Genomic DNA, 21,337 nt, shown 5'->3' on the forward strand with positions numbered 1-21,337 from the left:
GTGTCACGCCAACTGCAACTTGAGACCCGCGCCCGTTGCCAGTTCGGCAAAGTTCGGGAATGAGGTCGCCACATTGGCGCAGTGAAGGATGCGGATTGTATCCTTTGCGCGCAGCGATGACACTGCAAACGCCATAGCAATGCGGTGATCCCCTAAGCTATCGACGGTGCCTCCAGCAAATACCGCACCCTCTTTGCAGCCCTGGATCACGATACCGTCCGGTGTTGGCTCAGCTTTTACCCCAAGTGCAATCAAGCCATTTGCCATCGCCTGAATCCGGTCACTTTCCTTGACCCGTAACTCCTCCGCACCAGTCAGGACGGTCTCACCTTCTGCACAAGCTGCCGCAACAAACAATGCGGGAAACTCATCAATCGCCAGGGGTACCTGATCCTCAGGGATACGAATTCCCTTCAAGGGCGCATAGCGAACGCGAATATCCGCCACCGGCTCACCGCCCACTTCACGCATATTCAGCAATTCGACATTACCGCCCATTGCACGGAGGATATTGATAACCCCATCGCGGGTCGGATTGATCCCCACATGCTCCAGCACAACATCGGAACCGGGAGAAATAGCGGCAGCAACCATAAAGAATGCGGCTGAAGAAATATCGGCAGGCACATCGATGCGACAGGATTTCAGTGAGCCGCCGCCCGCCAGTTTAGCCTGAGCCCCATCCCGCTCCACCTTATAACCAAAGCCCTGCAACATGCGCTCGGTATGATCTCTAGTGGGCGCCGGCTCAACGGTAGACGTTTGACCCTCACTATAGAGCCCAGCCAGTAATACCGCTGATTTCACCTGGGCACTGGCCATCGGCAGCGGGTAATCAATCCCTTTCAACGCACTACCACCCTTAATCAAAAGCGGCGGACGACCTTCCGGGCCAGTCTCAATATTTGCACCCATCTCACGCAGGGGGTTAGCCACGCGATTCATCGGGCGCTTTGACAGGGACTCATCGCCAGTGAGTGTTACGTCGAAATCCTGCCCGGCAAGCAATCCAGCCAACAGGCGCATGGAGGTCCCGGAGTTACCGAGATATAGCGGTCCGGGCGGTGCCTGCAAGCCATTAAGACCCACGCCATGAATTACAACCCGACCATTGTCCGGCCCCTCAATCACGACCCCCATATCGCGGAAAGCCTGCAGGGTTGCCAGTGCATCCTCACCCTCCAGGAAGCCCTCAACTTCTGTAACTCCCTCGGCCAGGGAGCCCAGCATAATTGAGCGGTGCGACATGGACTTGTCCCCCGGCACCCTGAGCTTGCCATTTACAGCCTCGCCCGGCTGCACGATAAAAGTAATCTCTTGTTCTTGCATAGGTTCCGAATACGCTTGTTTTGCCAACATTTTGGTGAAGTGATCCCGCGCCGCTTTGGCGCGGGTAAAAACCCCCATCAGGGCAGCGCTATCACCGGAGGCAATAGCGTCGCGCAGGGAAGAAAGGTTGAGGCTGTATAGGTCGATAGCCTTTAAGATGGCATCTCGATTGGCGAGCATAATATCTCGCCACATAACCGGGTCACTGGAAGCGATACGAGTAAAATCACGGAAGCCTCCCGCCGCATAGCGGAAGATATTTTCGTTTTCCGCATCGTGGGCCAAAGTGTCCACAAGGCTAAAAGCGATGACATGAGGAAGATGGCTCGTAGCGGCCAGAACCTCGTCGTGCTCCTCCACTGACATTGTCAGGGGCTCAGCTCCCACGGCCTGCCATGCTCGCTCCACGAGATGCAAATGAGCAGCCCCTGTATTCGCAAGCGGCGTCAGGATAATGCGGTGATCCCTATAGAGGTCATCTCTCGCCGCGGTAACACCACTTTTTTCAGAACCAGCGATTGGGTGCCCTGGCACCAGAAAATCTGGAGCACTCCCCCACACTTTTTCTGCCGCTGCCACCACGCTACCTTTTACGCTGGCGCCATCTGTCACAGTGACTCCCGCCGGCAGGTGTTCTTTCAGCTGCGCGAATACAGGCTCAATCGCCAGTGTCGGCACAGCCACAAACACCAAATCGCCCGGCTCCAGCTGCGGCAATACCAGCTCGAGACTGGTGCTGGCCCGATCAACAATACCGAGCGCCCTGGCTTCATCGCAGACACTCTCTTCCAGAGCGACCCCGATAACCTCTCGGCAAGCCCTCGCAGCTTTCAGTGCAAGGGCAAAACTCCCCCCAATTAAACCGATCCCAACAACCAGCAGTCGGCCAATTTGAGCCTCTGCCATCACAGCACTCCGCGAGGGTAGGAGCCCAGCACTTTCAAGTCTGAAGCGCAGCCACCGACTTCTTTTAATGCCTCGGCAATTCCCTGGGTATCGCGGTGGCCGCTAAAATCGATAAAGAACACATAGGTCCAATTGCCAGACTGCGATGGCCGGGTCTCTACCCGAGTCAAATCGACACTGTAGCGACGAAACGGCTCCAGGAGATCGTGCAGAGCACCTGGCTCATTGCGCATTGATACCATCAATGAGGTCTTATCATCCCCACTCGCAGGCACTTGCTGGGTACCAATAATCAAGAAGCGGGTGGAATTATCCGGGCGATCTTCTATTTTCTCCGACAGCACCTTCAACCCGTAGAGTTCCGCTGCCATATCGCCAGCTATCGCCGCAGCATTCCACTCACCCTTAACGCGCTTGGCCGCATCCGCATTGCTGGCAACTGCAACACGCTCCACATTGGGATAATGAGCATCAAGCCATTTGCGGCACTGCGCTAAGCTCTGCGCATGGGAATAAATACGAGTGATTGACTCTGGGCGCGTTACATCTGAGATCATCAAGTGATGATGGATACGCAGCTCCACCTCACCGCAGATACTCAGGTTAGAGTGCATAAAGTTATCCAGGGTGTGATTGATCACCCCTTCGGTAGAGTTTTCTACCGGCACTACACCGTAACTGACGGCACCTGCTTCTACCTCACGGAAAACTTCATCAATTGCCGCCAGCGGCCGGCTCTGGGCAGAGTTGCCGAAGTGCTTTAATGCCGCCTGCTGGGTAAAGGTACCCTCAGGGCCCAGGTAGGCCACCTTGACGGGCTCTTCCAAGGCCAGGCAGGCCGACATAATTTCGCGAAACAGTCGCGCCATTTCTTCATCAGTCAGCGGACCATTATTGCGCTCCATAGCCTTGCGCAGCACTTGTGCTTCACGCTCCGGCCGATAATAGAGAGCATCCTCGCCAGTAGCTTTCTTAACCTCTGCAACCTCCAGGGCGCAGCGAGCCCGCTCACTAATTAAGCGAGCAATCTCTCCATCAATACTGTCGATCTGATTGCGCAGCTCCAGCAGTCGCTGGTCACCACTCACAGTTTCCTCTGCCATTCGTTTATCTACTTTCTCTAGAAATCATCAAGATTGAATTAACCACCTAAGCCTTGCGCGCTTCAAAATCCGCCATAAATGCTACAAGCGCTTCCACTGCCTCCATGGGAACGGCGTTATATAGCGACGCGCGCATACCACCCACAGAGCGGTGCCCCTTTAAGCTCAACAAACCCGCTCCTTCTGACTCAATCAAAAACTGCTTATCCAGGCGGTCGTCAGCCAACACAAAGGGCACATTCATGCGGGAGCGACTTCCCTCCTCAACCGGACTGGAGAAAAAGTCACTGCTGTCGAGGAAGTCGTACAGCATTTTGGATTTAGCATCGGCCTGCTTAGCCATCGCATCAACACCCCCCTGACCTTTCAACCACTGGAAGACAAGACCAGACAAGTACCAAGCGAAAGTAGGTGGCGTGTTATCCATAGAGCCCGCTTCTGCAGCCACCTTCCAGCTCAAACTGCGAGGAATATTTTCCAGTGAGCGATCGAGTAAATCATCCCGAATCAAGGCTACAGCGATACCTGAGGGGCCAATGTTTTTCTGCGCGCCGGCATAGATAACGCCGAACTTTTCCACCTCAATCGGTTGAGACAAAATAGTTGAGGACATATCCGCCACTAGCGGGCACTCCACTTCCGGCACATAGCCAAACTCAACACCGCCAATCGTCTCGTTGGGGGTATAGTGGAAATAAGCCGCATCACCACTCGACTGCCAGCTGTCTGCCGCAGGTGCATAGCTGAAGTTGCGATCCTCACTGGATGCAACCACATTTACCTCACCGTAGCGGCGAGCTTCTTTAATCGCTTTGGCCGCCCAACTACCGGAGTGTATAAATTCAGCTTTGGATGAGCCGGCACCGAGAAGATTCCAGGGCACGGCACTGAATTGCCCAGTTGCCCCGCCCTGAAGAAACAACACTTTGTAGTTGCTCGGCACACTGAGCAGATCGCGGAGGTCCTGTTCGGCCCGCTCAGCTACCTCAACAAACTCTGGAGAGCGGTGGCTGACCTCCATTACAGAGCAACCGAGCCCTTGCCAATCGAGCAACTCCCTTTGCGCCCGCTCCAGTACGGGCTGCGGTAAAGCGGCAGGGCCTGCACAGAAATTGAACTTCCTCATGAGCTGATTTCCACAATACAAAAAAGGTTTCAAATACAACTAGATGTGTCTACGCACAAATTGCCATTCAGGGGGATAGATATCGCGCCTTTAGCGTTTTTCGTGGGAGCCAAAGGCAAGAAAGGCCGCGATAAACGCAGCCTTTCTTAGTGGTCTGGAGCGGTGGGTCACTCTTCCCCACCGTTTTCTTCACCGTCATCTTCGGTCTCTTCAATGCGACCGAGACCAACCAGCTTCTCGCCAGTCTTCAGGCGAATCACTCGCACCCCCTGCGTGTTGCGCCCAAGTACAGAGACTTCATCAACACGGGTACGCACCAAAGTGCCCTGATCGGAGATCAACATCATCTCCTCACCTGGGTGCACCTGACAGGCCCCAACCAAAGCACCGTTACGTTCACTTTCCGCGATCGCAATAACACCCTGGGTACCGCGTCCCTTGGTGGGGAATTCGCTGATAGCTGTGCGCTTACCGTAACCATTCTCAGTAGCCATCATCACAGAGCCACCCTCTTCAGGGATAACCATAGCGATAACCTGCTGACCTTCCTGCATACGAATACCGCGAACACCACGGGAAACACGGCCCATAGAGCGCACATTGGACTCGGAGAAGCGCGCTGCCTTACCGGCGCTGGTAAACAGCGCTACATCGCGCTCACCATCGGTAATCGCAGTGGCTACCAGGCGATCGCCCTCCTCCAGCTCAATTGCACGCAAACCAACACTGCGGGGGCGGGCAAAAGCGGTGAGGGGGGTTTTCTTCACGGTGCCATTGGCAGTGGTGAAGAAGATAAAGTGATTTTCGTCGTACTCAGACACCGGCATCATGCTACTGATACGCTCACCCTCTTCCAGGGGCAGCATATTAACCATTGGGCGACCACGGGAGGCTCGGCCAGCGGTGGGCACTTCGTAGACTTTCAGCCAGTACACCTTGCCCTTATTGGAGAAGCACAGAAGGGTGTCATGGGAGTTGGCGATCAATAGATGCTCGACGAAGTCCTCGTCTTTTACCTGGGTCGCGGATTTACCCATACCACCACGGCGCTGGGCCTGGTAATCGGTCAGAGGCTGGCTCTTGGCGTAACCACCGTGAGAGATAGTTACTACCTTGTCTTCCGGGGTAATCAGGTCTTCAACGGTCAGATCCTGGCGAGACGCAACGATATCGGTACGACGCTCATCGTTAAAATCCTTTGACAGCTGCTCTAACTCTTCGCGGATCACTTCCATCAGACGCTCGAAGCTACCGAGGATATGCAGATATTCTGCAATCTGCTCCAGTCGATCCTGGTATTCTGCCAGCAGCTTGTCGTGCTCCATGCCCGTCAGGCGGTGCAGGCGCAATTCGAGAATTGCCTGAGCCTGGGCCGGGGACAAGTAGTAAGAGTCGTCGCGCAAACCAAATTCTTGCGGCAGATCATCTGGACGGCAGGCATCAGCACCAGCCCGCTCCAGGAACTGCTGTACATTGCCCACAGGCCAGCCTTTAGCCAGCAACGCCTCGCGGGCATCTGCCGGTGTGGCGGAAGATTTGATCAGTTCGATTACCGGATCGATATTGGCGATGGCAATCGCCAGACCTTCCAGAATATGACCGCGCTCGCGGGCTTTGCGCAACAGGTAGACCGTACGACGGGTAACGACTTCCTGGCGGTGGCGAATAAAGTGCTCGAGCAGTTCTTTGAGATTCAATACCTTGGGCTGGCCATCAACCAGGGCCACCATATTGATGCCGAAGACGCTTTCCAGCTGGGTCTGGGAATAGAGGTTATTCAGAACCACATCACCCAGCTCTCCCCGCTTAAGCTCAATCACTACGCGCAAGCCGTCTTTGTCGGACTCGTCGCGCAGCTCAGAGATACCCTCGATCTTTTTCTCTTTCACCAGCTCAGCAATACGCTCGATCAAGCGCGCTTTATTCAACTGGAAGGGGATCTCAGTAATGATGATGGTTTCGCGATTGGTCTTGTCATCGCGGATCACATCTGCTTTGGCACGCACATAAATGCGGCCACGGCCAGTGCGGTAGGCAAGGAGAATACCGGCGCGGCCATTGATGATGGCGCCGGTGGGGAAGTCCGGCCCGGGGGTGTACTCCATCAGGTCGTCGACGGTCAACTCGGAATTATTGATCAGAGCCAGACAAGCCTTGATCACCTCACCCAGGTTATGGGGAGGGATATTGGTGGCCATGCCCACCGCAATACCGGAGGAACCATTGACCAAGAGGTTCGGCACACGCGAAGGCAATACCTCCGGCATTTGCTCGGAGCCATCGTAGTTATCGACAAAATTAACAGTTTCTTTATCGAGGTCGGACAGCAGCTCGTGGGCCAACTTATCCATACGAATTTCGGTGTATCGCATGGCAGCTGGACTGTCACCATCGATAGAACCGAAGTTACCCTGGCCATCTACCAAGGTGTAACGCATAGAAAACGGCTGCGCCATACGCACAATAGTGTCGTAGACCGCAGTGTCTCCGTGCGGGTGATATTTACCGATTACATCACCAACGACACGCGCTGATTTCTTGTAAGGTTTATTCCAGTCGTTTTTAAGCTCGCTCATCGCGTAGAGCACGCGGCGGTGTACCGGCTTGAGGCCATCGCGTACATCCGGCAGTGCGCGCCCGACAATCACGCTCATGGCATAGTCGAGATAAGACTGCTTGAGTTCTTCTTCGATATTAATCGGAGAGATTTCTTTGGCTAATTCGCCCATGGCTTACGGCGTTCCTTTTATAGCGCGGGCGTACGTACTGTGCCCGGGATAAGCGGGCGATTCTACCATAGTTTGAGATGTTTGGAGCTGCAGGACTCGGAGATATCCAACTGCGGCACAAACCACAGTTGTCGCCCCCATTGACTGCGGCTACAGTAAAACACCCCCACAGCAGCCACCAGATAACTCCTCATGCAACAAGCTGTCGATACCCTGATCCACGCACGCTGGATCATACCCGTCGTACCCGAGAAAAAAGTGTATGAAAATTGTTCACTCGCAATAGAAAAGGGCAAAATCTCTGCTCTGGTACCCACAGCTGAGGCCTCAATTCGCTTTAGGGCAACAGATGAAGTTGACCTGGGGCAACACGCACTAATTCCAGGGTTAATTAATACTCACAACCATGCGCCCATGACGCTATTGCGCGGCTACGCTGATGACCGCCCCCTTAAAGAGTGGCTGGAGCAGCACATCTGGCCGACAGAGCAACGCTGGGTGGGTCCGCAATTTGTAGCTGACGGCAGCCGGCAAGCGATTGCCGAGATGCTGCGCTCTGGTACTACTACTTTTTCTGATCAGTACTTCTTCCCGGAAGCCGTCGCCATTGCTGCGCGGGAAAGCGGAATCAGAGCCCATATCGCCTTCCCCGTGCTGGATGCCCCAACCCCCTGGAGCCGCAATAGCGACGAGGCCCTGCACAAAGGATTGGCGTTACGCGATGATTATCGTACGCACGATCGAATTGAGGTGGTATTTGCACCCCACGCCCCCTACACCGTGGGGGATAAAACACTGGAGAAAATTGCAGTCTGCTCTGCCGAAGCGCAGATCCCCATGCAAATGCACCTCCACGAGACCCACGCTGAAGTTGAAAGCGCCCTGAACGCTAATGGAGAGCGGCCCACCGAACGGCTATTCCGCCTTGGGCTGCTGGGGCCGCAGACACTTTGTGTACATATGGTGGCCACTAATGAACGAGACATTGAGCTAGTGAGTTCAAGTGGCGCCCATGTTTCTCACTGCCCATCATCCAATCTCAAGCTCGCCTCAGGCTTTTGCCCGACCTATGACATGCTGGAAGCCGGTATCAACGTATCCCTTGGCACCGATGGCGCTGCGAGCAATAACACCCAAGACTTGTTCTCCGAAGCCAACACAGCCGCACTACTGGCAAAAGCTGTTAGCGGGAACGCAACAGCCCTACCCGCGCATCAGACACTGAGCATGGCGACCATCAACGGAGCCAAAGCACTGGGAATTGAAGATATAACCGGAAGCCTGGAAGTAGGCAAAAGCGCAGACATTGCTGCTATCAATCTCGGCGGTCTAGAACAGCAGCCTTTGCATGACCCAGTGTCCCAGTTGATTTATACCAACGGAGGACACAATGTCAGTGATGTCTGGGTTGCAGGGCGACAACTTTTAAAGGAGCGCCAGCTACAAACCTTAAACGAAACTGAGGTTATCCAGCGGGCGCAAATATGGCGTGATAGAATCAGCGGAAATTTACGCTAGATAACTGATTCCGGCCCAATCACTGAAAAATGCCGGTTACGAGCGACGGAGTTTGCAGAGAAGTTCATGAGCAATGTAGATCCCTCAGAAATCGCCAAATTTGAGCAACTTGCCAGCCGCTGGTGGGACAAGGAAGGCGAGTTCAAACCACTACACGAAATCAATCCACTGCGTGCAAATTACATTGACGGGTATGCTCCGGTTGCCGGCAAGAAGCTCCTCGATGTGGGCTGCGGTGGCGGTATCCTGGCTGAAGCCATGGCACAGAGAGGAGCAGATGTTACTGGTATCGATCTAGGGGAAGCCCCACTCAATGTCGCCAAACTCCACGCCCTCGAAAGTGGCGTCAGCGTCAATTATCGCAAAGTGGCAGTAGAGGAACTGGCAGAAGAAGCGCCCGAGAGCTTTGATATTGTCACCTGCCTGGAGATGCTTGAGCATGTACCAGACCCCTCTTCTGTCATTCGCGCCTGCGCAAAACTTGCAAAACCTGGCGGCAAGCTATTTTTCTCTACGATCAACCGCACCCCTAAAGGGTGGCTGTTTGCCGTAGTCGGAGCAGAATATGTCCTACGCTTACTGCCCAAGGGCACTCATGAATACAGTAAGTTTATCCGCCCCTCAGAAATGGGCGCCTGGCTGCGCGATGAGTCCCTGGAATCGCACGATATAACCGGTATGACTTATAACCCGGTTACCCGCAGCTACAAATTGAACCCCCGGGATGTCGACGTCAATTATTTGATGTATGCCAGCAAACCAGAATAAGTGAACTGCAAAATGAAAGCCGTTTTATTTGACCTGGATGGTACCCTGCTTGATACAGCGCCAGATTTTATTGTTGTATTAAATCAACTGCGCCAACAGGAACAGTTACCTCCACTGCCTGACGAGACGATCCGGGGAACTGTATCCAATGGTTCCAGGGCGCTGGTCACATTGGGGTTTAACAAAGAAGAAGGTGACCCCGCCTTCCCAGGATTACTGCAAAGGTTGCTGGACCTCTACTTGGCACATCTTGCAGAGAAGACAACCACTTTCCCCGGTATCGACAACCTGCTCGACAACCTGGTTGAAAAAAACCTTCCCTGGGGGATTGTCACCAATAAACCGGAGGCCTACACCACTCCTCTAATGGAAGCCTTTACCCATCTACCGCCAGCCTCTGCAATTGTTTGCCCTGACCACGTCAGCAAATCCAAGCCGGACCCCGAGCCCCTATTTTTAGCCTGCAGCCAGATTGGCTGCGCTCCCGCTGAAGCAATTTATATCGGCGACCACAAGCGCGATATCATCGCCGGCCAAAAGGCTGGTATGCCAACTATCGCTTGCGGGTATGGTTATATTGACTCTACAGACAACCCCGCCAATTGGGGGGCAGACCACCTGGTAAATTCCGCCAATGAAATTTGGCCCCTTCTAGAACAACACTATTTTTGAAACTTGAAGTAATACCGGGCACCCAAGCCCGGTGACAGTATCGGGATATTTCATGTCAGACTTTGTTGGCGACTATCAAGCGCCCTCCGACCTATTAAAGAGCAAGATTATTCTTATCACCGGTGCCGGAGACGGCATAGGTAAAACTGCAGCAAAGACTTTTGCTGCTCACGGGGCGACGGTAATTTTGCTAGGCCGTACAACTCCCAAGTTAGAAGCTGTCTATGACGAAATCGAGGCTGCCGGTGGGCCACAGCCGGCTATTTTCCCCATGGACCTGGGTGCGGCAAAAATAGAGGATTTCGAGAGCCTCGCAGAAGCTATTCGCAACGAGTTTGGTCGCCTGGATGGACTCCTGCACAATGCCGGCCTACTCGGGCAACGCACCCCTATCGGCAATTACAATTTCAACACTTGGCAACAAGTAATGCAGGTGAATGTTAATGCAGCGTTTGGACTAACAAAGGCAATGCTGCCCCTGCTAGAGGAATCAGAAGCAGGCTCTGTTGTCTTTACAAGCTCCAGCGTTGGGGTTAAAGGGAGAGCCTACTGGGGGGCCTATTCAGTATCGAAGTTTGCCACTGAAGGACTGATGCAGGTACTCGCCGATGAACTGGAAGGGGTTTCCAATACCCGGGTCAACTCCCTAAATCCAGGGGCAACCCGTACATCAATGCGAGCAACTGCCTACCCAGCAGAAAACCCTCAGTCGGTAACCTCTGCAGAAGATATTATGCCCACCTATCTCTATTTAATGGGCAGAGACAGTAACGGAGTTAGTGGGAAGCATTTTAGCGCCCAGAAGAAATAGAAAGCTTGGCCTATGGACAAGAATCAGAGTCTCAAGCTCGAGGCTTGTCCATAACAGCTATTCACCAAAGCCTTTGTTATCACCTTCCTTAGCACCTGAGCCCTCTCCCGCTGGGGGCATATGCTCTGGAGCATCGGCAAATACATCACCTTCAAATTCCAGCATGCTGGAGTCATCAAACAGCTCTATATCTTGAGCATCTCCCGAATATTGACTGTAATCAACAGACTGGTCATCACGCTCACTAAGAGTAACAACCCCAGCCAAGGCCACAGATCGATCAGACACCGTGAGATTTACTCCCTCAAAAGACACACACCCAATTACAACAGCGAATAGTGCTGTAGGTGCTAGCAATCCCTTCATTTTTCTGCCCCCTGGATAACCTAATTTTATTAATGATCACTACTCGATAGGGTTATTTGTCTACCCTTTAAATATCCTCCTCCATCAAGCAATTACCACTACAAATGACTTTGCTTAATGAGCCGTACTCCAGCCTCCCTCTTAATGGACTGCCAGCGAGTGCGGTTCTTCAAATTCTTTCATGCTGACAACCAAAAAAGTGTGAACCTATCGACAATTCTATTTGTTCAGACAAGTCTCTTGAGGCAAAAGTTAGATGACATCTCTCAATTACAGGCAGCAAATACACTATGAAAGCCATGGTTGTCATCCGCTTCGATATATTTTCTACTCCCTCCACTCGCCCTTTTTCGTAGCAATATTAACGAAAGAGACTGAGGAATATAGCCGAGCTGAGTAAAAAATAAGCGCCCAGCTTGTTATAACAAATTGGTCCTATTACCGAAAATAACACCCAAGAAAGGAAGACGCGGTGGCCGAAATGCCCGGCTCTATTCAAGGGTACATAAAGCTGCCCCTCCTCTTCAGATAAAGAAAACCTACAAGTCCCATTTTTCTCTCCTAAAGTTTGCTGACACATCTATAGTGAGTAGAAATAGACGTCAATCGAAATTTTGAGAGACCGATCAGCAAATATCGTTCACACAGCCAACAGAAGGTTTAAGCACTTGTCCCGAGAACATTTTTACTCAAGGGATGAAGAATGGCTGAAGGATACAGGCGAACCACTCTCTGACTCCTGCCAGGGTGCCAGCGAGCCCGACCCTCAAGTCGAGCGAGACCCTGACGCGGAAGAGATTCATGCAGCGGGTGATACCCTCTCCGAGAGCGGCACCACCCCAATGCAAAGCTATCTCAAGCACCTCTACAGGCTTGAGCTATTAACTCCGGAGGAAGAGCACAGTACCACCTGTCTATTACGCGACCTGGAAGAAAAGCTCATTTCCAACCTCCAGGAAAGTGGCACCCAATTGGTCCAACTGCGTAGCGAGGGAGTCGAGCAACGAGGAAGCACAGGAGCCTATGATCACGGATTGATAATTGCCCACACCGAAATCCTTCTCGCCAGCGAGTACTTGGACAGGCGCGGCCGCAGCAAACTGAACGGGCTATTACAGCGTTTTCAAAAACAGCGGAAAAAACTAATCCAATGCAATCTGCGCCTAGTTATTGCCATTGCAAAACGCTTTCGCAATCCATCAGTTCCCTTTATCGATTTAATTCAAGAAGGCAATGTTGGATTAATGAAAGCTATTGAGCGGTTCAAGCCGCAAATGGGATACCGCTTTTCCACCTATGCCTACTGGTGGATCCAGCAAGAGATTCAGTTAGCCTTAAGACGCAACGAAGATCTTGTCCGACAACCAGCCAATGTCCAGGATGATTTAAGAGCGATTTACAGAGCTATTGGTGAAGTCCGCGCTCAGGGACAACCTGCATCCGATGACAATCTAGCCCGCCACACAGGACTAGATATTGAGAGAATCCAAAGCTTATTAAAACTCCCAGGACCAACAGGGTCTCTCGATGACCCGGTTGCAGATGACCAGAGCAGCACCAGACTGGACTACGCACCTGCTGATGAGCTTTACAATACGGATGAGCTTGTAACCAACCAAGAGCTAGCTCAACGTCTCCGTGAAGCTGTTGCCCGCCTCCCTGCACGACAAAGGACAGTCCTCAACTTGAGGTATGGATTAATTTCTGACAAGGACTGCTCTTTTCGAGTTATTGGGGAGCAATTGGGGCTTAGCCAGGAGCGCGCGAGACAACTGCATTCTGACGCACTTCGACAACTGAAGCGGCAGTGGCGCTAGAAAAGGAAGAAGTCGATGGCAAGCCTCTTTGGAGAGCTTGCCATCGAAGCCTTTCCCACTAGTCTTTAAAACAGCTCTATCAGTTAGTACCGCGAAGCTATGCGTAAACCAGTGGTTTTTAACGATAAGTGCAGTGTTTTTAAATACTGTGCCTATTTTTTTGCCGGCGGACTCTTCCTTACTCCGCCCACCCATGCAGAATCCGAATTCATTGCAAGTGCAGGTAAAGGACTTGGGAATGAGTTGATGCAGTATCGCTCTATCTCAGCCTCAGAAATGGCTGGATTTAGCTACTCCCATTTACTGCTTTCATTTAGTCTCGGCAATAATTCACTTCAATGGTGGGGGCAAGGCAGTTACTCCCATATGCGAATTGAGCATCAAAGTGAGAAACAGCAGCAAAATATTTTCGAAATTAAACCTATTTTGCGCTGGTATCCTCGCAGTCAACTACAGGGAGGATTTGCCGAAGCTGGAGCGGGCGCATCCTATTTGAGTCAAAAAGATTTTGGTGATATTGGGCTAAGTACTAAGCTCAATTTTGCTCTGCATTTTGCACTTGGCTATCGTTTCCCCAGGGGCCACATCCTATCTTTACGATACAGCCATTTTTCAAATGCCAGAACTAACACACCCAATCCTGGCTTTGATTTTGCTTCTTTAAATGGGCACCTGAGCTTTTAGCAACTTAGTCAATTAGCATTTTACATATCTTCTGAGAATTTTTACGCGCGCAATTTAATTTAATAGCTTCTGAAAGAAAACTATGGCTTTTTCAGCTGAAGCAGAATAGCTGAACTCTTCAGGATTCAAGCTATTTGGCCTATTCACTAACCCCAAACTTTTTTCTATCAAAGACTTCATATTGCCTCGTTGCACTAAGCCATCAGGAAAGTATTTCTCTAAAACTTCCCCTGTACAACCATCAGAGTAAGCGATTACAGGACGTCCCATCGCCAGCGCCTCCCTAGAATATTTTGCACTCTCATTCTTTTCACTCGCAAGATGAAAAACTAACTGGGACGTTGCGTACAACTCACGCATATCCTGGCGCTCCCCCAAGAAAGTAACTCTACCCCCAAGACCTAAGCCTTGCGCGAGCCCTTCCAGCTTTTTCAGATAGCGCAAATCATTTTCGACTAAAGCTCCTACAACCACTCCGTGAACATCATCTCTTTGTACCGCAGCCTGAGCCAACATATGTAGAAATTCTTCCTGCCCGCCATTTGCAGAGATTTCGCTAGGCATTAACCACCAGTTTTTCCCTTCCAGCTGAGGGTAACTATTTAGAAGCTTTAATTGCCACTGGCTCGCTACAGGTTTTTCACGATCAAACTCTCGGACATTAATGCCACGATAAATAACTTCTATCGGATTTTCTGAAAATTTGATAGAAGCATTTTTCAGGTATTTCGCAATCCCATACGAAGTTGCAATAACTCCATCTCCTGCCAATAAACCTTTGTTGAAGTAGCTATTGGAAAAATATTGATCCACCAGAGGCACCAGCTTAGGACGAGTTGCGACTGACTCACTCTTCAAGGCATGCCATGCAAGGAAGGCCGTTGAGCGACCATAGGTATGGACAATATCCGGTTGCAATCCTGCGAGAATCTTACGCAGGCGGGATTTGTGCCGCAAAGACCAGATTGACTCACTGATTTTTGGAAAGCTGATAAAGTCACTACCGTGCAAACGAAACCGCGCCTCCAATGGTCCATCAGTAGAAATCACCAGGGACTCGTGGCCTTTTTTGACCAGTTCATTTGCAAACTCAAGCGCAAGAGTTGCTGTGATCCCAGGCTCTAGGCTGGGCAAAAACTGTACAACTTTCAATTTGACTTCCGTGAAACAGACCAAAAGGTCTATTTTGACTTCCTATAGGATAATTTCCCAGTAAATCATCACTAATTTACAAGTCAGTGACTTGATGCCTAAAAGCCCCTCTGGCACCTGAAGGTGTTAGTGATAGTATTTGCAAAGGCAAATTACTCAGGGACCCGACAATGCTTCAGCGACAAATAAGTTACTTTCTCGCCTTTACACTGCTTCTACTAACAATAGGAGCTTCAGCCGCTGAGAGTGATAAAGGCATCTTCTGGAAAGCAACTAAAGATAATAAAACCGTTTACTTATTAGGCTCGGTTCACTTGGCAACTGAGGACTTCTACCCTCTAAGATCAAAAATTGAACAGGCCTACTCCAATAGTGATGCTATTGCCGTCGAGGCTGACATTCTCGCTGCAGAAGGCGACAGCCTGTTACAGCAGCGAATCATGATGGAGTCTATCTACCAAGGTGAGCGAACTTTAAAAGACGAACTTCCACCCGCGATATACAGCCAACTAAAGTCGTGGATGCACAAGCGTAGTATGCCCGAGGCTATGTTTATCCGGCAGCGTCCCGCCATAGCCATGATCTCTATGAGCATGATTGAGATGCAAGCCCACGGCCTCAATCCAGAACTAGGCATTGATCGGCACTTTTTACAAAAAGCAAAAAAGGATGGGAAATCCGTTCTGGAGTTGGAAGGTGTCTTGCAACAATTCAAGATGTTAAATGACCTGGACAACCCTGCGCTCCTCTTCCAGCAAACCCTTGAGCAAATTGGGGATATTTCAACCTTTTTACCCAAACTTACCAGCGCATGGAAGCGAGGAGATGAAGAAGCTTTGAATCGCCTTATTATCCTCGACGGCCTAACTGAAAACCCTGAATATAAGCCGCTCTATGACACACTTTTTTTTAATCGCAATGAAAGGATGGCTGAGAAAATTGCCCTTAAGGGGCCAAACTACCAGTCTCTGTTTGTCATTGTCGGCGCTGGCCACTTGGTGGGCGAACGCAGTGTTATCGAGTTTCTAGGCGACACTGGTTACAAATTAGAACGCCTTTAATCAACTGTCCAGTAACCCTCGGCGCAGATTTTCTGCGCCGTCCCATCCCCCCTCCCCGTCCAAAGTCTTTTCTATTGCTAAACTCGAATAGCACTTTTCCCGTGACCAATGACAACTCTCAACTAGAGGCGTCCGATGAAATGCTGGGGAGCATACTGTGCCATATCAATTCTTTTATTTAGCTTCCCAGCTATTGCTGATGAAGCCGAGACAAAAGGCGGACTGAAAATTGTCTCTGACGATGGGGATTTCTCCGCACAACTCGGCGGAAGGATTCACTTCGATACATACATTTTTGACAAAGACCTAGAAGATCCGGTCAATACAACCGACTTCCGTCGGGTTAGATTGACAATGAAAGGCAATCTATGGAAGTGGAACTATAAGCTTGAAAGAGACTTTGCTGATGATGGAGCTGGAGGGTTGAGGGATGTCTACTTAGCAACAAAGTTCTATACGGGAAAACTAACCATCGGCAATTTTAAACCCAGCCGCTCAATCAATGAGCTGACAAGCTCCAATGACCTAGTGCTTATGGAGCGGGCATTTACCAGCGCTGCAGGTATTTATTCTGGACGTGGACGTCAACAGGGTATCGACTGGCATACGCATTGGTGCTGTTATACATTTGGTTTTACGTTATTCAATTTACGAGACCCCGGTGACCCCAGAAATTCTGGGTTTGGCGCAGCAACCCGACTGACCTGGGCCCCAATTAACGATGCCTTATCAACAGTTCACCTGGGTGTATACCGTAGCTACGAAAAAGCGAATCAAGACAGTCCCGATATCGTTGCTGAAGTTGCCTATGCGGGCCGACGAGGGCCGGAGCAGCTGATAGCAATCACACCTGGCGGATCAGATAATTTTTTTGGCGAGTTTGGTGACGATGAGTTCTTCCTTGGGGATGGTGGGGGCAGAGTCAACACTACCGGTTTCGAGCTAGCTGCGACTTACGGCCCTCTATTCGGCCAAGCGGAATATGCGTATGGTCATTTCACAGGGAAGATATACCTCTCTGAATTGACCTATGAGGAATTCTTCGGTCTTCCGCCAAGTTTTTTTTGCGATCCCATAAGCGGATGCTTTATTGGCGGGCAGGATGTTCATGCCTGGTACATTATGGGAAGCTGGGCAATTACCGGCCAACATAAACCCTACGACTCCAAGATCGGAGTATTTAAATCTATCAAGCCATCTCCTCCAGAGGGTGCCTGGGAAGTTGCCGCAAGATATACCGCTATAGAGAATCGGGATTTTCGCCAGCTACGAGCCAGTAATTTTACACTTGGGGTCAATTACTATTTCAACCCAAAAATCCGGGTAATGATGAACATCACCCTCGGCGATGACGATTTTACTGGAGATAAAACCAACCAATTCGCCATACGATTACAAGGGGTTTGGTAGGGGGGTATAAAGTGACTCAAGACAGTCCTCAAGCCACTTTATCAAACAGGCAATTAACCTACTTGCTGTGCCTTAGCTGGGTCAAAAACCTCAACTTCCGCTGAAAGTTTTATATCCCGAACCGGGTTTTCAAATCGATTTAATGCGATATTTCGCTGTTCTTTCGCTTTCTCAATATTGGCCTCCTTCACCGGGCCGTAGCCCCGGATGATATCCGGATATTGAAGTAGCTCAACTGCAGCAGCGTGATTCTGCGAATTTAATTGGCCCAGAACTTTCTTAACCAACTCTTCATATTCGCTAATCAGTGCCCTCTCCATTTTTCGCTCTGCTGTATAGCCAAAAATATCAAGCGCCGATCCGCGCAAGAATTTCAGCTTCGCCAAAACACCAAATGCCTTGTACATCCAACCGCCAAATTTCATTTTGCGGGGACGCCCCAAGCCTTTATCGAAGCGCGCCAGTAATGGGGGAGCCAAATTGAACTCCAGGGTAAAGCCACCACTGAAGTTTTCTTTTAGCGATTCGGTAAAGCGACTATCGGTGTATAGGCGGGCCACCTCGTACTCATCCTTATAGGCAAGCAATTTTGCGTAATTGCGCGCAACCACCTCGGCCAACTGGACATTCCCGGGCACTTTTAAAATCTCAGCAGATTTCACCGTATCGACCAAACTGCGGTAACGCTCGGCGAGGTCTGCATTTTGATAACCGGTGAGGTGCTCCACCCGGTGAGCTACAATCGCCTCAAGAGTTTGTGGTACCTCTACCACAACTTTCTCGTGGGTTAACAGTTTGTCCAGAGCGTTGCGATTTTCTGCCGCCAACCGCCCTGCAGCAAATCCCTGCAGATTTCCTTCCACAGCGACACCGTTTAAGCGGATCGCTTCCTGCAGGGAGGCTTCAGTTAGCGGAATCAACCCTTTCTGCCAGGCGTAGCCGAGCATGAAAATGTTGGCGGCGAGCGTATCACCCAGAGCTGCTTTGGTCAGGCGATGCGCTTCCACAGAGCTGAGCTCATTAACCGCGCCACTCACCGTATCCAATACCGCTTGCGGTGAATGGACATCCTCACGCCCGAGAACCGTTGCCGCCGTTGGGCTCAAGTGGGTATTCACTACCGCGCGACTGTGCGATTTATCCAGTTTAACCAAACAAGCTGCCACATTGCCGGCTGCAATCAAGTCGCAGGCCATTAGGGCATCGGCACGACCGTCAGAAATACGTACCGCCTGCAAAGCCTCGGGCGCAGCTGCAAAGCGAATATGGGAGTAAACCGCTCCGCCCTTCTGAGCCAATCCCGTCTGATCAAGGGTACTGCACGCCTTGTCTTCGATATGTGCTGCCATCGCTAACAAGGCGCCAATAGTCACTACACCCGTACCGCCAACGCCGGTAACCAGGAAGTTATACGGCTGCTGTAAGCCCGGAAGCTGTGGCGAGGGCAACTTGGCCGCTTCAGTTCGCAACACGTCACCCACCCCGGCGCCCTTGGCAATATTGCCACCCTTCACCGTAACAAATGAGGGGCAGAAGCCGTTAACGCAGGACATATCCTGGTTACAGCCGGTTTGGTTTACCCTGCGCTTATCACCCAGCGCCGTTTCCACTTTCTCAACAGCGATACAGCTCGACTGCTGGACGCAGTCTCCACAGCCTTCACACACCAGCTCGTTAATGAAGGGGCGCCCCTCGGCTTTAGGCTGTAGCCCGCGCTTGCGCTTGCGGCGCAGTTCGGTGGCACAGGTCTGGTCGTAAATAATAACGGTACAACCTTCAACCTCACGCAGCTCATCCATTACAACGGGCAAGTAATCCCGGTGATGAATTTCAACTTCACTGGGGAAGGACAGTGCACCCTTGTATTTATCCAGGTTATCCATCACCAGGACAACTTTCTGAACCCCTTCCGCCAAGACTTGGCGACAGATCATATCCGGAGCCAACTCACCATCGTGGGGCTGACCACCGGTCATGGCGACTGCATCGTTAAACAGGATCTTGTAAGTGATATTGACCTTGGCAGCCACGGAAGCGCGAATCGCCAAAATACCGGAGTGAAAATAGGTCCCATCACCCAGATTTACAAAGACATGCTTTTCACTGGTAAACGGCGCCTGCCCTACCCAGTTGACCCCTTCGGCACCCATTTGGGTGAAGGTATAAGTCTCCCGGTCGAGCCACTGGGCCATATAGTGACAACCAATACCTGCTAAGGCTCGGCTTCCTTCTGGCACCTTGGTGGAACGGTTGTGAGGGCAGCCGGCACAGAACATAGGCAAGCGAGACACACTTGAGCCCGTCTGCTGGGAAATACGTTCAGCCAGCGCATTGAGACGCATCAAGCGGTGCTTGCCGCCTTCATCCAACTTGTCCTCACCCAAAACAAAACCCAATACCTGGGCAATAATCGCTGGCGACAGCTCGCCATAAGCGGGCATCAGCGGCTGATCACAATCGTCCACTTTACCGAGAATACGCGGGAAATTCGGGTCCTTCACGTGGACGTTGTACAGTTCCTCTTTCAGCTGTACTTCCATCAAACTGCGTTTTTCCTCAAGCACCAGCAGCGTATCCAAGCCACGGGCAAACTCCTGGATACCCGGCACATCCAACGGGTAAGTCATACCCACTTTAAGGATTCGGATACCGAGCTGCTTGGCCTTCTGCTCATCGATACCCATGTCTTCGAAGGCCTGCATCAAGTCCAGATGGGCCTTACCGGTGGTGACGATGCCGAGGCTCGCCTCAGGATTTTCCAGTACAACCTTGTTGAGTTTATTGGCGCGGGCAAAAGCCAGCGCAGCAGGGCGCTTGTAGCGCCACAGGCGCTCTTCCTGCTCGAGAGGGTTGTCCTGCTTACGAATATTCAGGCCGCCCTCGGGACGCTCAATATCCGGGTAGTGAAATTTAACCCGCTCAGGGTCCACTTCCACGGTTGCAGAACTATCCATATTTTCTGCCAGGGTGATCATTGCCACCCAGCAGCCGCTAAAGCGAGACAGCTCCAGCCCGTAGTGACCATAATCCAACACTTCCTGCACGGTGGCGGGGTTAAGTACTGGAATATGCATATCCACAAAGGCAAATTCAGACTGCCCTGGATAGGAGGATGACTTACAGCCGTGGTCATCGCCGGCAACGATCAGTGCGCCACCTTTGGGAGAGGAGCCAGCGGCATTGGCATGGCGAAATGCATCGCAGGAGCGGTCGACACCCGGTGTCTTGCCATACCAAATCCCACAGACGCCATCCACTTCTGCACCCTGGAACAAGCCCACCTGCTGGGAACCCCAAACTGCCGTAGCCGCCAACTCTTCATTGACGCCAGGCTGGAAACGGATGTTGTACTCTCCCAGCAGTTTTTTCGCCCTGGATAACTGCAGGTCGTAGCCACCTAAGGGCGACCCCCGATAACCGGAGATAAAAGTCGCGGTATTGAGGTCGCGATCCCGGTCCATTCGCATCTGGTCTATGGGTAAGCGCACAAGGGCCTGGATACCTGAAAGGAGCACACGGCCCTTGAGCATGGTGTAGCGGTCGTCCAATGAAACCTGTTTTTTTACTTGGGAATCCGCCGTACTTTGAGGACTGGTTACTTTTTCAGTCATACACCTACTTCCGGTTAATTATTCTTCTCGAAACCCGGTTCGAGTTATTAGTCATTATTCTTCCGAATAGTCCGTTTTCTGTGGTTAGATGCGCCTGTTTTTATATTTGCCGCAAAGTCCCAGAGCGGCTGAGGGCACACTGCACCTATCCCGAAACGGTTTAGTCAGGTCATACTAGTTCGTTAAGCGCAATAGAGCATTGCTTTATTCACGCAAATATGCGTAAATTTGTGATAGAAGTTTCGATTTAGATAATTTTTATAGGATAGGAGTC

At 51.3% G+C, this 21,337-nt stretch carries 15 protein-coding genes; 8 read left to right on the top strand and 7 right to left on the bottom strand.

Features of this window, described 5'->3' with window-relative positions:
• Positions 1-3: 3 nt before the first annotated feature.
• The 4 genes from ACJJIN_RS10020 to gyrA form a co-directional block, all read right to left on the bottom strand.
• Positions 4-2,235, bottom strand: coding sequence for a bifunctional prephenate dehydrogenase/3-phosphoshikimate 1-carboxyvinyltransferase (locus ACJJIN_RS10020; RefSeq protein WP_444897940.1), 2,232 nt, complete (start codon positions 2,233-2,235; stop codon positions 4-6).
• Positions 2,235-3,338, bottom strand: a complete 1,104-nt coding sequence (gene pheA, locus ACJJIN_RS10025; RefSeq protein ID WP_282932042.1) for a prephenate dehydratase — start codon at positions 3,336-3,338, stop codon at positions 2,235-2,237. Before pheA ends, ACJJIN_RS10020 begins: the two co-directional genes overlap by 1 nt.
• Positions 3,339-3,384: 46 nt before the next feature.
• A complete protein-coding gene (serC, locus tag ACJJIN_RS10030) occupies positions 3,385-4,464 on the bottom strand; it encodes a 3-phosphoserine/phosphohydroxythreonine transaminase (protein ID WP_444897941.1) in 1,080 nt (359 codons plus the stop codon).
• 167 nt (positions 4,465-4,631) lie between these two features.
• Entirely contained in the window at positions 4,632-7,193 is a 2,562-nt protein-coding gene (gene gyrA / locus ACJJIN_RS10035; RefSeq protein ID WP_444897942.1) for a DNA gyrase subunit A, read from the bottom strand.
• Between the two features lie 192 nt (positions 7,194-7,385).
• On the opposite strand from gyrA, the gene ACJJIN_RS10040 reads away from it, so the two are divergent.
• The 4 genes from ACJJIN_RS10040 (at position 7,386) to ACJJIN_RS10055 (ending at position 10,962) form a co-directional block, all read left to right on the top strand.
• Positions 7,386-8,711 carry a TRZ/ATZ family hydrolase gene (locus tag ACJJIN_RS10040; RefSeq protein WP_444897943.1) on the top strand — a complete coding sequence of 442 codons (1,326 nt, stop codon included), beginning with the start codon at positions 7,386-7,388 and terminating at the stop codon, positions 8,709-8,711.
• A 66-nt stretch (positions 8,712-8,777) separates the two neighbouring features.
• Positions 8,778-9,479: a bifunctional 2-polyprenyl-6-hydroxyphenol methylase/3-demethylubiquinol 3-O-methyltransferase UbiG gene (ubiG, locus tag ACJJIN_RS10045; protein WP_444897944.1), complete on the top strand. Its 702-nt coding sequence runs from the start codon at positions 8,778-8,780 to the stop codon at positions 9,477-9,479.
• Positions 9,480-9,491: 12 nt separating this feature from the next.
• Positions 9,492-10,151 carry an HAD family hydrolase gene (locus ACJJIN_RS10050; protein ID WP_413662676.1) on the top strand — a complete coding sequence of 220 codons (660 nt, stop codon included), beginning with the start codon at positions 9,492-9,494 and terminating at the stop codon, positions 10,149-10,151.
• A gap of 52 nt (positions 10,152-10,203) precedes the next feature.
• Complete coding sequence (locus ACJJIN_RS10055; protein ID WP_444897945.1) at positions 10,204-10,962, top strand: YciK family oxidoreductase; 759 nt, start codon at positions 10,204-10,206, stop codon at positions 10,960-10,962.
• 57 nt (positions 10,963-11,019) lie between these two features.
• On the opposite strand, the gene ACJJIN_RS10060 is transcribed toward ACJJIN_RS10055, so the two are convergent.
• The gene (locus tag ACJJIN_RS10060) at positions 11,020-11,328 is read right to left on the bottom strand and encodes a hypothetical protein (protein ID WP_444897946.1); all 309 of its coding nucleotides are present in this window, start codon (positions 11,326-11,328) and stop codon (positions 11,020-11,022) included.
• Positions 11,329-11,996: 668 nt separating this feature from the next.
• Between ACJJIN_RS10060 and ACJJIN_RS10065 the strand changes: the two genes are divergently transcribed.
• Both ACJJIN_RS10065 and ACJJIN_RS10070 read left to right on the top strand, forming a co-directional pair.
• Complete coding sequence (locus ACJJIN_RS10065; protein WP_444897947.1) at positions 11,997-13,145, top strand: sigma-70 family RNA polymerase sigma factor; 1,149 nt, start codon at positions 11,997-11,999, stop codon at positions 13,143-13,145.
• Between the two features lie 276 nt (positions 13,146-13,421).
• Entirely contained in the window at positions 13,422-13,829 is a 408-nt protein-coding gene (locus tag ACJJIN_RS10070; protein WP_444898243.1) for an acyloxyacyl hydrolase, read from the top strand.
• A 54-nt stretch (positions 13,830-13,883) separates the two neighbouring features.
• On the opposite strand, the gene ACJJIN_RS10075 is transcribed toward ACJJIN_RS10070, so the two are convergent.
• Positions 13,884-15,005 carry a glycosyltransferase gene (locus ACJJIN_RS10075; protein WP_444897948.1) on the bottom strand — a complete coding sequence of 374 codons (1,122 nt, stop codon included), beginning with the start codon at positions 15,003-15,005 and terminating at the stop codon, positions 13,884-13,886.
• Positions 15,006-15,151: 146 nt separating this feature from the next.
• Here ACJJIN_RS10075 and ACJJIN_RS10080 point away from each other — a divergent pair, with 146 nt between their 5' ends.
• On the top strand, positions 15,152-16,042 hold the full coding sequence (locus ACJJIN_RS10080) for a TraB/GumN family protein (protein ID WP_444897949.1): 891 nt from the start codon (positions 15,152-15,154) through the stop codon (positions 16,040-16,042).
• A 135-nt stretch (positions 16,043-16,177) separates the two neighbouring features.
• Positions 16,178-17,452, top strand: a complete 1,275-nt coding sequence (locus tag ACJJIN_RS10085; protein WP_444897950.1) for an OprO/OprP family phosphate-selective porin — start codon at positions 16,178-16,180, stop codon at positions 17,450-17,452.
• Positions 17,453-17,505: 53 nt separating this feature from the next.
• On the opposite strand, the gene ACJJIN_RS10090 is transcribed toward ACJJIN_RS10085, so the two are convergent.
• Positions 17,506-21,063: an indolepyruvate ferredoxin oxidoreductase family protein gene (locus ACJJIN_RS10090; RefSeq protein WP_444897951.1), complete on the bottom strand. Its 3,558-nt coding sequence runs from the start codon at positions 21,061-21,063 to the stop codon at positions 17,506-17,508.
• Positions 21,064-21,337: the final 274 nt, after the last annotated feature.

The sequence above is a fragment of the Microbulbifer maximicatervae (SeqCode) genome (assembly GCF_052467505.1).

Bases quoted from the DNA above. Each gene is read 5' to 3' on its own strand.
- serC (WP_444897941.1), bottom strand. From the start codon at position 4,464: ATGAGGAAGTTCAATTTCTGTGCAGGCCCTGCCGCTTTACCGCAGCCC.
- ACJJIN_RS10085 (WP_444897950.1), top strand. From the start codon at position 16,178: ATGAAATGCTGGGGAGCATACTGTGCCATATCAATTCTTTTATTTAGC.
- ACJJIN_RS10040 (WP_444897943.1), top strand. From the start codon at position 7,386: ATGCAACAAGCTGTCGATACCCTGATCCACGCACGCTGGATCATACCC.
- ubiG (WP_444897944.1), top strand. From the start codon at position 8,778: ATGAGCAATGTAGATCCCTCAGAAATCGCCAAATTTGAGCAACTTGCC.
- ACJJIN_RS10070 (WP_444898243.1), top strand. From the start codon at position 13,422: ATGGCTGGATTTAGCTACTCCCATTTACTGCTTTCATTTAGTCTCGGC.
- ACJJIN_RS10060 (WP_444897946.1), bottom strand. From the start codon at position 11,328: ATGAAGGGATTGCTAGCACCTACAGCACTATTCGCTGTTGTAATTGGG.
- pheA (WP_282932042.1), bottom strand. From the start codon at position 3,338: ATGGCAGAGGAAACTGTGAGTGGTGACCAGCGACTGCTGGAGCTGCGC.
- ACJJIN_RS10055 (WP_444897945.1), top strand. From the start codon at position 10,204: ATGTCAGACTTTGTTGGCGACTATCAAGCGCCCTCCGACCTATTAAAG.
- ACJJIN_RS10050 (WP_413662676.1), top strand. From the start codon at position 9,492: ATGAAAGCCGTTTTATTTGACCTGGATGGTACCCTGCTTGATACAGCG.
- ACJJIN_RS10090 (WP_444897951.1), bottom strand. From the start codon at position 21,063: ATGACTGAAAAAGTAACCAGTCCTCAAAGTACGGCGGATTCCCAAGTA.
- gyrA (WP_444897942.1), bottom strand. From the start codon at position 7,193: ATGGGCGAATTAGCCAAAGAAATCTCTCCGATTAATATCGAAGAAGAA.
- ACJJIN_RS10080 (WP_444897949.1), top strand. From the start codon at position 15,152: ATGCTTCAGCGACAAATAAGTTACTTTCTCGCCTTTACACTGCTTCTA.
- ACJJIN_RS10020 (WP_444897940.1), bottom strand. From the start codon at position 2,235: ATGGCAGAGGCTCAAATTGGCCGACTGCTGGTTGTTGGGATCGGTTTA.